11 protein-coding genes are annotated in these 13,093 nt (G+C 32.5%); 5 read left to right on the forward strand and 6 right to left on the reverse strand.

Going from position 1 to position 13,093, the window contains the following annotated elements:
- Window position 1: 1 nt before the first annotated feature.
- Window positions 2-376: a 30S ribosomal protein S12 gene (gene rpsL / locus ACN0WI_RS07235; RefSeq protein WP_417885987.1), complete on the reverse strand. Its 375-nt coding sequence runs from the start codon at window positions 374-376 to the stop codon at window positions 2-4.
- A 381-nt stretch (window positions 377-757) separates the two neighbouring features.
- Between rpsL and ACN0WI_RS07240 the strand changes: the two genes are divergently transcribed.
- The 4 genes from ACN0WI_RS07240 to rlmB all read left to right on the forward strand — a co-directional run bounded on the left by ACN0WI_RS07240 (window position 758) and on the right by rlmB (window position 7,439).
- On the forward strand, window positions 758-4,000 hold the full coding sequence (locus tag ACN0WI_RS07240) for a SusC/RagA family TonB-linked outer membrane protein (protein WP_417885988.1): 3,243 nt from the start codon (window positions 758-760) through the stop codon (window positions 3,998-4,000).
- A 10-nt stretch (window positions 4,001-4,010) separates the two neighbouring features.
- Window positions 4,011-5,438: a SusD/RagB family nutrient-binding outer membrane lipoprotein gene (locus ACN0WI_RS07245; protein ID WP_417885989.1), complete on the forward strand. Its 1,428-nt coding sequence runs from the start codon at window positions 4,011-4,013 to the stop codon at window positions 5,436-5,438.
- 19 nt (window positions 5,439-5,457) lie between these two features.
- Window positions 5,458-6,567, forward strand: coding sequence for a hypothetical protein (locus ACN0WI_RS07250; RefSeq protein WP_417885990.1), 1,110 nt, complete (start codon window positions 5,458-5,460; stop codon window positions 6,565-6,567).
- A 137-nt stretch (window positions 6,568-6,704) separates the two neighbouring features.
- On the forward strand, window positions 6,705-7,439 hold the full coding sequence (rlmB, locus tag ACN0WI_RS07255; protein ID WP_417885991.1) for a 23S rRNA (guanosine(2251)-2'-O)-methyltransferase RlmB: 735 nt from the start codon (window positions 6,705-6,707) through the stop codon (window positions 7,437-7,439).
- On the opposite strand, the gene ACN0WI_RS07260 is transcribed toward rlmB, so the two are convergent.
- Window positions 7,434-8,153 carry a rhomboid family intramembrane serine protease gene (locus ACN0WI_RS07260; protein ID WP_417885992.1) on the reverse strand — a complete coding sequence of 240 codons (720 nt, stop codon included), beginning with the start codon at window positions 8,151-8,153 and terminating at the stop codon, window positions 7,434-7,436. The two genes, rlmB and ACN0WI_RS07260, sit on opposite strands and share 6 nt — an antisense overlap.
- 82 nt (window positions 8,154-8,235) lie before the next feature.
- Here ACN0WI_RS07260 and ACN0WI_RS07265 point away from each other — a divergent pair, with 82 nt between their 5' ends.
- Window positions 8,236-9,510 (forward strand): replication-associated recombination protein A, encoded by a 1,275-nt coding sequence (locus ACN0WI_RS07265; RefSeq protein ID WP_417885993.1) that lies wholly within the window; start codon window positions 8,236-8,238, stop codon window positions 9,508-9,510.
- Here ACN0WI_RS07265 and ACN0WI_RS07270 read toward each other — a convergent pair.
- The 4 genes from ACN0WI_RS07270 to radC all read right to left on the reverse strand — a co-directional run bounded on the left by ACN0WI_RS07270 (window position 9,507) and on the right by radC (window position 13,065).
- On the reverse strand, window positions 9,507-10,325 hold the full coding sequence (locus tag ACN0WI_RS07270; protein WP_417885994.1) for a hypothetical protein: 819 nt from the start codon (window positions 10,323-10,325) through the stop codon (window positions 9,507-9,509). The two genes, ACN0WI_RS07265 and ACN0WI_RS07270, sit on opposite strands and share 4 nt — an antisense overlap.
- A gap of 65 nt (window positions 10,326-10,390) precedes the next feature.
- On the reverse strand, window positions 10,391-11,080 hold the full coding sequence (locus ACN0WI_RS07275) for a YjjG family noncanonical pyrimidine nucleotidase (protein WP_417885995.1): 690 nt from the start codon (window positions 11,078-11,080) through the stop codon (window positions 10,391-10,393).
- A complete protein-coding gene (locus tag ACN0WI_RS07280) occupies window positions 11,067-12,356 on the reverse strand; it encodes a DUF7033 domain-containing protein (RefSeq protein ID WP_417885996.1) in 1,290 nt (429 codons plus the stop codon). The genes ACN0WI_RS07275 and ACN0WI_RS07280 overlap by 14 nt, the downstream gene beginning before the upstream one ends.
- A 10-nt stretch (window positions 12,357-12,366) precedes the next feature.
- Complete coding sequence (gene radC, locus ACN0WI_RS07285; protein ID WP_417885997.1) at window positions 12,367-13,065, reverse strand: RadC family protein; 699 nt, start codon at window positions 13,063-13,065, stop codon at window positions 12,367-12,369.
- Window positions 13,066-13,093: the final 28 nt, after the last annotated feature.

The raw sequence follows: 13,093 nt of genomic DNA on the forward strand, positions 1-13,093 counted from the left end.
ATTACTTTTTAGGGCGTTTTGCTCCATACTTAGATCGACGTTGAGTTCTCCCCTCAACACCAGCAGTATCTAACGCACCACGAACAATGTGATACCTTACACCTGGCAAATCTTTTACCCTTCCTCCTCTAACCAATACTATCGAGTGCTCTTGGAGGTTATGTCCTTCTCCAGGAATATAAGCGTTCACTTCCTTACCATTTGTCAACCTAACCCTTGCTACTTTACGCATAGCTGAATTTGGTTTTTTTGGCGTAGTTGTATAAACACGCGTACAAACCCCTCTTCGTTGAGGACACGAATCCAAAGCAGCCGATTTGCTCTTCTTAGTTATACTGGCTCTTCCTTTTCGTACTAATTGTGAAATTGTTGGCATAATTTCCTTTACATAAATTATTTAATTACAGACCTTTATCTAAAAAAGGTGTGCAAAGGTAACAATAAAATTCAAGTATTCAAATAGTTAGCTATTTTAATTATAAAAAATCAACATCTAGATATTAAAAATGCAAAAACACCACATAAAACAAAACAATCAATAAGATTAAACCTGCTTTACAGCCAAAAACAAGATATAAACATCACTAAATATGTTAATTTTTTAAAAAAAACAAATTTAACATTATCAACACATTACCTGATAATCAACAACATACCTCTTTAATACTAAAAAATCATATACTATAGCTAGTATAAACATTTGATTTCTTAACTATTTATTATCACATTTGATGTGGCTAATTCAAACAAATTTCAAATGAAAACAAAATTATGTAGTATACTAACACTACTCTTAGTGTTAGTAGTGCAATTTACATTTGCACAAAACAACAAAATTTCTGGAACAGTTACCGATGGAGATGGCTTACCATTACCAGGAGTAAATGTTATTCTTAAAGGATCTTCCACAGGTGTACAAACTGATTTTGATGGAAATTATACTATTTCTGCTCAACCAGACGATGTACTTACGTTCTCTTTTGTTGGAATGGAGACCGTAGAATACACTGTAAATAATAATGACACTATTGACGTGACATTAAAAACAGATTCTTCACAATTAGACGAAGTTGTAGTAACAGCTTTAGGTATATCTAGAGAGAAAAAATCGTTAGGTTACGCAACTCAAGAAGTAGGCGGAGAGCAAGTTTCCGATGTACCTACTCAAAATTTTGTTAATTCTTTATCAGGTAAGGTAGCCGGATTAAAAATTAATAATTCAGGAACAATTGGCGGTTCTTCTAATGTGGTTATTAGAGGTTTTTCTTCACTAACTGGAAACAATCAAGCACTTTTTGTGATTGATGGAACACCAATTAACAATGCAAATACCAACGGGACTACTCAACAAAAAGGTGGAGGCGGATATGACTACGGTAATGCAGCTTCAGACATTAATCCTAACGATATTGCTTCAATAAACGTACTAAAGGGCGCAGCAGCTACTGCTTTATATGGAGCTAGAGCATCTAATGGAGCTATTATTATCGAAACAAAAAAAGGTAAAAAAGGCAAAGGTTTAGGAGTTTCTGTTAGTTCTTCTATAATGGTTAGCGATGTAAATGACGAAACACTTCCAAAATATCAAAAACAATATGGTGCAGGTTATAGCAAAGGCTATGATGCTGGATATTTTAACCTGTACGACGTAAACGGTGATGGAACTAAAGATTTAATAACACCATTTACTGAAGATGCCTCTTTCGGTGGAGCTTTTGATGGTCAACCAATTTACCAATGGAATTCAATTTACCCACAATTAGATGGTTACCAACAAGCAACACCATGGCTAGCTGGTAAACATACTCCTAATGATATTTGGAAAACTGGACACACAGCAATCAACTCTTTTGCTTTGGATGGCGGAACAGAAAAAAGTTCATTCAGGTTAAGTGTTACTAACTTTGACCAAGAAGGGAATTTACCTAATAGTAAAGTAAAAAGAAATACAGTTAAATTCAGTGGATCTCATGATTTTACTGATAAATTTTCTGCTCAAGCTAATATAACCTATACTAAAACAGACGGTAAAGGTAGATATGGAACTGGATATGCGTCTACAAATTTAATGCAACAATTCAGACAATGGTGGCAGAACAATGTAGATGTTTACGAACAACGTGACGCCTATTTTGCAACTAGAGAAAACATAACTTGGAATCCTAAAAGCGCTTCAAATTTGTCACCAATTTACTCAGATAACCCATATTGGAGCCTATATGAAAACTACGAAACAGATACAAGAAACAGATACTTTGGTAATTTCAATTTAAACTATGAAATTAGTGATGTTTTTAGTGTATTGGGTAGATTCTCTTTCGATACATATGATGAATTAAGAGAAGAACGTATTAATGTTGGAAGCGCTGATGTTTCAAGCTATAGCCGATTTAATAATCGTGCAGCCGAATACAACTATGACCTAATACTTAACTTCAACAAAGATATTACCGAAGACTTAAATGTTGATGGAAATATAGGATTCAACTTAAGAAGAAATGAACGAAATTCTATAGACGCAGAAACAAATGGAGGTTTAAACAAAGCCGGATTCTATGCACTTAGTAATAGTTCTGGAGCTTTAGAGCCACCAATAGAAGTAGAATACGATAGAATGCTAGATGGTATATATGCCAGAGCTGGGTTTGGTTATTTAGACACTTATTTCTTGGAAGGAACAATTAGAAGAGATAGATCCTCTACTTTACCAAAAGAAAATAATACTTTCTGGTACCCTTCAATTTCAGGAAATGTTATTTTGTCAAATCTAATAGATGTAGAATGGTTAAGTTTTACTAAACTTAGAGCCAATTATGCTGAAGTAGGTAACGACACAGATCCTTACGATGTATTTTCAACTTACAATGTTTTTACTCCTTTTAGAGGAGCAGGTTCAGCAAGTAATAAAACAGATTTAGCAAATTTAAATTTAAAACCAGAAAGAATGAAGTCTTATGAGATAGGGTTAGAAGGTAGTATTCTAGACCGTCGTATAGGATTTGACGTTTCATATTATAAAGCTAAAACAGAAGACCTTATTACAAGTGTACCAGTTTCTAGAGCAACTGGATTTCAAGCTAAACTATTAAATGCAGGCACATTAGAAAACGAAGGTATTGAAGCTTCTTTAATTTTAAATCCAATAAAAACGGAAGATTTCAATTGGAACCTTAATATAAACTGGGCTAAAAATAAAAACAAGGTTGTTTCTTTAGCAGATGGAGATAATCTTGAGATAGCAAGTTTCCAAGGTGGTGTATCTGTTAATGCTACACCAGGTGAGGCTTATGGTTCTATCAGAGGAACTGCTTACGTTTATGACGACAACGGTAATAGAGTTGTTGGTAAAAACGGATATTATGCAGTAACTCCTAATTCTAACTATATCATTGGGAATATCCAGCCTGACTGGACAGGTGGCGTATCTAATACTTTTACTTATAAAAATTTAAGCCTTAATTTTCTTGTTGATATACAAAAAGGAGGAGATATTTTTTCTTTAGATACTTGGTACGGTTTTGCGACTGGTATATATGACCAAAGTGTTGGAACAAATGATCTTGGAAATCCAATTCGAAATACTAAATCCAATGGAGGTGGTGTTGTTTTAGAAGGTGTACAAGGAGACATTGAATATAATGATGACGGTAGCTATACAGTAGAAAACACTTCTCCAAATAGAACAAGAGCTAGAACAGATTATTATGGGAATCCATTTGGATACGGTAGAGATGCTAGAGAAGGACATGTTTACGATGCATCATACGTAAAATTAAGAGAAGTAAATCTTACTTATAGATTTGGCGATAAAGTTTTAGATGCAATTCCTTTCCAAAGAGCCTCATTATCTATAATAGGTAGAAACCTTTGGATTATCTATAAAAACATTCCTTATTCTGATCCAGAAGCTGGTTTAAGTTCCGGTAACATCCAAGGATATCAATCAGGAGCATATCCAGCTGTAAGAGAAATTGGAGCTAGTTTGAAATTAAACTTTTAAAAAAAAAATCATGAAAAAACATATAATTTTACTTTCATCTTTTTTAGTTCTTCTCTGGTCTTGTCAAAGTGATGACCAGTATGAAGATCTAAATCAAGACCCTAAGAATCCTTCAGAAGTATCATCTAATTTCCTATTTACATCAGCAACCGATAAATTGGCTGCTAACATGGCAACTCCAAATGTAAATGAATCAATTTATCGATTTTTAGGTCAATATTGGACAACAACAACTTATACTGATGAACCAAACTATAATTTATCTTCCAGAAATAATCCAGATAATACTTGGGAAGAATTATATACAAATGTATTATACGATTTAGAAGATGCTAAATCATATCTTGCTAATAACACAGAATTATCTGAAAGTGAAAAAAACGCAAGAATGGGTCAAATTGAAATTGTACAAGTATATGCATGGCATATATTGGTTGATACATTTGGAGATATTCCTTATACTCAAGCACTCCAACCTAATGAATATACGTTACCCGAATACGATGATGCCGCTACTATTTATGAAGATTTAATTGCTAGACTTACAGAAGCAAATACAATGCTTGCTGCAGGACAAGGGTATAGCGTGGCTGACTTAATTTATGGGGGAGATATGGATGCTTGGATTAAATTTTCTAATTCTTTAAAATTAAGATTAGGAATGAGGATTTCACAAAGTAACCCAACACTATCTAAGTCAACAGTTGAAGCAGCTGTAAACGATGGAATTATAGCTTCGAATAGTGATAATGCAACTGTAGTATTCCAAAGCAATCCTCCAAATACCAACCCTTTGTGGGAAGATTTAGTTCAAAGTGGTAGAGCAGATTTTTTAGCATCAAACACTCTTGTAGACTATATGAATACTTTTAATGATCCTAGAAGACAATTTTACTTCGACCAAAATTTAGATTCTTATATCGGAGGTATCTACGGAACAACTAATACTTACGGATCCTACACACATGTAGGAGAATTACTAAAAGATCCTACTAGAGAAGCAATTTTAATAGACTTTACGGAAGTAAGTTTTAATCTATCGCAAGCTAGTAAAATAGGCTACTCAGTTCCTGGTGATGCTGAAACTCATTATGAAAATGCTATTACAGCATCTATTTCTTATTGGGGTGGTTCTACAGATGATATTGAGAGTTATTTATCTCAGCCTTTTGTACAATACGATGGAAGTACTGAGCAGTTTGCTACACAATTTTGGATTTCTATGTATGATAATCCTTTCGAAGGTTGGTCAGTCTGGAGAAAATATGATGCTCCTACTTTAAACATTCCTGTAGATTTCGAAAATCCAGTTCCTTTGAGATTTACATATCCAATTGATGAGCAAAATCTTAATAACACAAATTACACCAAAGCCTCAAATGCAATTGGGGGTGATAATACTCAAACAGCAATCTTTTGGGATACAGAAATAGAGTAAACAATATAAAAAATTTAAAATGAAAAAAAACTTTAAATATTTAGCTTTAAGTCTAATATTGACAGGGAGCTTAATTTCATGTGATGAAGATGGCTATGATAGAGACGTAGTCGATGTTGGTGGCTATGCATCTTTAAAAGACAAATCTTTAAGCGTTTTCGATACTAATGAAGATTTGAACATTGATCTATTTACTAATGATGGTGTTTCAGTAGAAACAGTAGAAATCTATAAGGGAGATTCAATGTTAGGAGAAGCTACTATAAATGAAAATTCTGCTAGCTTTAATTCGTCTATACTAGGAGATTTTGCTTTCGGAGAAGATAATGATCCGACTGGCTCATTCAGTATATTTATAAAGAGTTATTTTTCAAATGGTGAGTTTTCAGAAGATCCTTTTAGCATAAGTGTAGATAAAGCCGTAGAAATAAGTGAAGATAATAAATCTAAAACTACATTAGATTCTTTAGATGTTCTTTCTTTAGCATATAGTGTTTCTACTTTTTCAGCTACCGTGGATGATGTTACATTAATGCTTAAAAAGAATAAAGCTGGAGAATATACTAATTCTAATGCTTCTGATATAGAAACAGAAGAAGGCACTGTAGTATTAGGCGATACCAATTATGATGAATTGAATCTCCAAAAAAACGATACGCTTTATTATAAGTTTATTGCTACAAGTGGTGAACTTACTGATGAAGCTGAATCCTATACCGTAGTAGAGCCTAAAGCTTTCGACAATATGTATTCTGAAGTGTCTTTTTCAGGTGAAGCTGATAACAGTCAATTTGATTTTGCCACTGCTGAGGCTTCCTCTAGTGGAGATATTCAATTTGTAACTCCTGCTGGTTTTACAGTAGTTGAAGGATCCAACATACAATTTGTACAAATTGAAGATGATTCTTACGAAACAGAAGATCTGTTGTCTACTAGAGATTTGTATAATGCTGGAACTAAAACCACTTCTGCAAATAATCTAGAGCAAGGCGATACTTTTGTATACAAAGTAACAAGAGATATAGATGGCACCGAAACTGATTTTTACGGAATTATGGAAGTACAAAACATCATAGAACTAAATGGAGTTATGAGTATAGAGTTTAAATATTCTGAAGGAATGCTATAATAGCTAACCTACTTTTATTAAAAAAAGTATTTTACTAAAGCCGCTCAAGTAATGAGCGGCTTTTTTATTGAATTTCTTTTAATCTAGATTCAAAAAGATTTTCTTATATATTCAAAACTTCTACTACCTTTGCAATTATGGAAGAGACTACAACAATTTTTGGAATTCGAACTGTCATTGAAGCAATTGAAAGCGGAAAATCTATTGATAAAATTTATATTCAAAAAGGACTTTCCGGCCCCTTATTTTCTGAATTAAAAGAAGTGCTTCAAAAAACGAGTTTCAATATTTCATATGTCCCTTCTGAAAAATTATACAAACTTAGCAAAGGTAATCACCAAGGTGTAGTTGCAAAAATTGCTCCGATTAATTTTGCTAACCTAGAAGAAACTATCGAAAAAACGATAAATACTATCGAAAATCCGCTATTCCTACTATTAGATCAAGTAAACGATGTTCGTAATTTTGGAGCTATTATTAGAACTGCAGAATGTTGTGGCGTTAATGCTATAATAATTCCTGAAAAAGGAGGTGCACCTATTAATGCTGACACTGTTAAAACATCCGCTGGTGCTGTTTTTAATATTCCTATTTGTAAAGTAAACCATATTAGAGATGCTATTTTTTATTTACAATCTAGTGGAGTTGAAGTAACAGCTGCTACCGAAAAAACTGAACAAACTATTTACGATATTCAGTTTAATAAACCTTGTGCTATTGTAATGGGAAATGAAGGAAAAGGAGTTTCTCCTTCTATTTTAAAAACTGTAAATCAAAAAGCAAAATTACCAATGCAAGGTACTATAGCGTCATTAAATGTATCTGTAGCTTGCGGTGCTTTTTTATATGAAGTGGTTAGGCAACGTCTATAATTCTGTTTTATTTTCAGAAGTTTTTTCTTCTAAAAAATCTTGATATAATGTAGCATTTTCGATAAAATTTCCATTTTCATCGAAATGCTTCATAAAATCATCTTGCTCTTCATCGAAATTTGGTTGTTCCCAATCATATTTTGGTACTATTGGTAGCTGTTTTTTAAAAATAAACGAAAATAATAAACCTAACAGGAAACCTGAAAGATGGCCTTCCCAAGATATCTCAGGATCTATTGGCGTGATATACCAAAACAATCCTCCATATAAAAAAGTAACCACTAAAGAAAGTGCTACTAATCTATAATACTTCGAAAAAATGCCTTTAAAAAATAAAAAAGAAGCTAATAGATAAATTATTCCACTTGCACCAATATGGTAAGATGGACGGCCAATAATCCACGTTAATAGTCCACTAAATACTAATCCGAAACCTAAAACCTTCCAACTTAACGATCGATAAAAGTAAAACAATGCAGCAGATAAAACGTATAACGGAATAGTATTATTGAACAAATGCTTTATCCCGCTATGTATAAATGGTGAAAACAAAATTCCTCGCAACCCCATTATTGTTCTCGGATAAATACCGAACGAATTAAAATTTATATTGAAATTAATCTCTATAGAATAAACTATCCAAATAAGTAATACAAAAAATAAAGGGTAAGCAATTACACCAGTGGTAAACTGAAAAGGCTCATTTTTAGTCACTATTTTTTTAGAAAAAGATAGCAAAAAAATAACCAAAAAGGAATATGTGCCGAATTGTCTTACTAATTATTAATTTTGTACTATGAATAAACCATTAGCAGAACGACTCCGACCTAAAAATTTAGATGAGTATTTAAGCCAAAGTCACCTTGTAGGCCCAAAAGGCTCTTTGAGACACCAAATTAAAAGTGGTACAATTCCTTCGCTAATATTTTGGGGACCTCCTGGAGTGGGAAAAACAACACTTGCTAATATTATTGCACAAGAAACAGAACGACCTTTTTTTACACTAAGCGCTATTAGTAGTGGTGTTAAAGATGTTCGAGAAGTAATTGAAAAAGCAAAAAAAAGTGATGGTTTATTTACCACCAAAAGTCCAATTCTGTTTATAGATGAAATCCATCGGTTTAGTAAATCTCAACAAGATTCACTATTAGGTGCTGTCGAAAAAGGTTGGATTACTTTGATAGGTGCTACAACAGAAAATCCAAGTTTCGAAGTGATTTCTGCTTTACTTTCTAGATGTCAGGTTTATGTTTTAAAGCCTTTCTCTAAAGAAGATTTATTAGCACTACTCGATAGAGCTATTCAAAAAGATAAAGAAATTGCTAGTAAAAAAGTAAACTTAAAAGAAACAGAAGCTTTATTACGATTAAGTGGTGGCGATGCCAGAAAACTACTTAATTTATTTGAAATTTTATTAAATGCTATTGAACCAGGCACACCTATAACTAACGAGTTGGTTTTTGAGAATGTACAGCAAAACACTGTTTTGTACGATAAAAACGGAGAACAACATTATGATATTATTTCTGCATTTATAAAATCAATTAGAGGTAGTGATCCTAATGCTGCTGTTTATTGGTTAGCCAGAATGATTGAAGGTGGTGAAGATGTAAAATTTATTGCTAGACGCTTGCTGATTTTAGCTAGTGAAGATATTGGTAATGCCAATCCAACTGCTCTAGTTATTGCTAATAGCACCTTTCAGGCAGTAAATACAATCGGATATCCCGAAGCTCGCATTATCCTAAGCCAATGTGTTACCTACTTAGCAACATCGCCTAAAAGCAACGCCGCATATATGGCTATTAATACAGCAATGGGAATAGTAAAGAAAACAGGCAACTTACCCGTTCCGCTAGCAATTAGAAATGCCCCTACAAAATTAATGAAAGATTTAGGCTATGGAGATAATTACCAATATGCCCATAATTACAAAGGGAATTTTGTACAAGCTGATTTCTTACCTGATGAGATTAGAAATACTATTATTTACGATCCAGGCAATAATGCCCGTGAAAACTCACAAAGAGAATTTCTTAAAAAGAGATGGAACGGAAAATACAACTATTAAGGAGCTACTTGATAAGTTGTTTTATCAGTATTCCCTGTTTGCTGATTAAAAATTTCAACCATTAAGTTTCCATTTTCATCAAAATAAGCAATTCCTTGTTTAGTTAATGAATTATAAATGAAATTACCAGATCCTCTAGAAGCTATTAAAATTGCAAAAGGCTCTGGTGCATTTTCTTGATACAAACCAAACCCCTTCGGATTTTCTTTTACAACATAGCGTTTTCCGCTATTTAAAAACACACGATCTACTATTGCTTTTTTATCCTGATTTGCAGGTTGTGCAACTTGTTTATTATTTTTAGTAACTTTTTCTTTTACTTCAGTTGATACTGTATTAGAAATAGCTGGTTCTTGTGTTTTAGGCGCGCTGGCTATTTGTGGATCTTGCTGATAATTATAATCTAACTCTTTTACAGAAGTGAATGCATCTCGTATTGCTTCGTGATAAGCTGTTTTATAATTTTTTTCACGACTTCTCCCTTCTTTTGATTCAAAAACTACATTTCCGTAGCAATCTTCTAACTTAAAAATCAATTTGGTTACAAATAAACCTGATTCATTTTCTAAATCTGCAGTTAATGCTAAACAAGGATTACTAGAAAGGTCGGCTGGTTTTTCATCAGACTTCATATACGTTTCAAAACCATATTTATCTAATAAAAATTTAGTTAACGCATTTACTTGATATTGATTGTCTTCTTTTAAGAATTCAAACTTTTTGGGAACAATTACGTATTTATAATTATTTACTGTTTTTTGGCCAAAAGTAATTGCACTAATTAAAAAAAATGCAATAAAATATATACGCTTCATAATTTAATATTTATCGCTTTAAAAGTAAGGAATTTCAGCCAACTTATAAAGGTTTTAAATTTCAGTTATAAAAATTTAGAAAGATTTGATAATGAATCGATATGCCTTTTATGGTTTACAGCATATTTCTTATAATAATCAAAATAAATAGTTTGCAAGCCTGAATCTTCAGCTCCTAAAATGTCTGCCTCATAATTATCGCCAATCATAACTGAGTTTTCTGGTTTAGCTCCTGCTTTTTTTAACGACAGCTCAAATATAGCAGGGTGTGGTTTTTTTACGCCAGCTTCTTCAGAAGAAGTTATGGTATCAAAATACTCAATAATATTAGCATTGCTCATTTTTCTATGCTGAACTTCAGAAAAACCATTTGTAATAATATGCAATTTGTATTTAGATTTTAAATAATCTAATGCCTCAAAACCACCATCTAACAAATAATTAAAACTAGAAAGATGGGTAATATAATCTGTGGAAAGTGTATCAATAATTTCGTCACTAACACTTACAGACATTGCATTGAACGTATCTTTTAAACGTCCATGGCGTAAATCTTCTTTTTCGATTAAGTTTTTCCTATAATTTTCCCAATACTTCATGTTTATAGGAATGTAAATTTCCAGAAAGTTATCCAACTCTACATCTAGTTTATTCTTTTTGAAAATATACTCAAAAGTTAATGCAGAATTTTTGTCAAAATCCCACAGTGTGTGATCTAAATCAAAAAAAACGTGGGTAATATTAGTCAATTTCATGAATCTGTTTTAAAAGTGCATAATATCGGTTACTATCATAATACTCAGAAAAGCTATGACTTTTAAAAATCCCCCTAAAAGTTCCATTTACGCTTTTCACCTTTTTAAGTACTTTTTTCACTTCTTTTCTAAGCTCTTCTCGCCCCATAGTTGGCACAATATCAGAATCAAAAATATAAGGATGAATTTTTAAAGGGGATGTTAATTCCATCGTTAAATCGTAAAACAAAAAAGGCAAACTAGTTCCAGCACGAAAACCAAAAGCATTAGGATACCCCATTGAATAATCGTTCTGAAACTCTAATTCAGCTAGAGTATTAGTACGATCGGGTAAACCAAGATCGTATGCATTATTTAACACATCTTCTAATGGATAATGAATAATATTCTCTAAACGTGATTTCTCTACCTTTAATGTATTTAATTGAAAAGCTGAATAATAACCGAGTAAAAGTCCAACTCTTGCATAATCGGACACATATTTTATATTGGCACGATATGGTGTACGGTTATAATTGATATTCCTATCATACATAGTAAAATCGGCCACCTGAAACATAAAAATAGATGAAATGTGATACTTTTTTATAAATTGAACCAAATCATCAAATACATCATAAGGATCTTTCTTAATTCGTGTCCAGGCTTTTATGCGATCGAAAAACCGATTCAGTCTGAACTTAAAAAAATCGTTCCCCCAACCTGTTATACTCCGTATTATTCCTTTATTACTAAATACAAATCCGTGGGTAACTGCAAATATCGCTTCTGCTTTAAAGGATTTCTTTTTAAATTCCATAGTAGGAAATTTTTCCTTCAGAATCTTTTTAAATTTATAGGCCCAAATATCAATAACGGGGGTTTTTAAAAAACTTTCTTTATAAGCTAAACTTTCAGTTACGGGAAATCTTCCTTCTTTATCTTTTACATGTGGTAAATATTCTTCGTAACGAGTAATTAGATAAAATGACGCAGCAAAAATGTCGAATGGAATTCCACTTTCCTGATCTACCGGAAAAAAACATAATGTTTCTTCCCAAGGTTGTACACGTATTTCTAACTCGCTAACGCCTTGCTCCAATAATAAATTTACATTTTGAACAAAAAACTCGTTACCTAAAGCTTTTTTTCCATAGGACATCTTGAAACCATCGTGAGCAACAAACTCTTCTATTTTAGAAGTAAATTTTATAGGAACGCCCAGAATGTTAGTACAAATATGTTTAAAAATATAAACAATCCTCGGAGTTACTTTTTGGGTATAAACCAGTAACATGCAATTAATTTTATAGTAATGCTTCGTCTGCAAAGCTAAAGTAGGACATTTCAGTTACAATTAAATGATCTAGAATTTTAATGTCTAAACTTTCAGAAGCTATTTTTAATTTTTGGGTAAGTTTTTTATCAGCTTCACTTGGTTTCAAGGTTCCAGAAGGATGATTATGTGCCAATATCAAAGAGGTAGCGCCTAACTCCAATGCTTTCTTTAATGTTAAGCGTACATCTACTAATGTTCCAGTTATACCCCCTTTACTTAATTGAAATTGATCAATTACTTTATTTGAATTGTTTAAATAAATAATCCAGAACTCTTCATGCGGTAATTCTCCAATAATTGGTTGCATTAATTCAAAAACCGATCTACTAGAACTTATTTTTACACGCTCTTGAGCTTCAGCTAGGCGCCTACGCCTACCAATTTCTAAAGCAGCAATAATACTAATTGCTTTAGCTTGACCAATTCCTTTGAATTTGCACAATTGCGAGACACTTAACTTTCCTAAAGTGCTTAGATTATTTTGAGATGCAGCTAAAATTCGTTTTGATAATTCTACAGCAGTTTCTTCTCTATTTCCAGAACCAATTAGAATTGCTATTAGCTCTGAATCGCTTAAAGCCAATTTACCTTTACTTAGTAATTTTTCTCTTGGCCTATCATCTTCTGCCCAAGATTTCAAATTTATACGCTGCACATTCTCTTCCATTGTATTAAAATACAATAGATTAGCAATC

The organism is Zunongwangia sp., assembly GCF_048269745.1.
In the GTDB taxonomy this organism is placed as follows: Bacteria; Bacteroidota; Bacteroidia; order Flavobacteriales; family Flavobacteriaceae; genus Zunongwangia.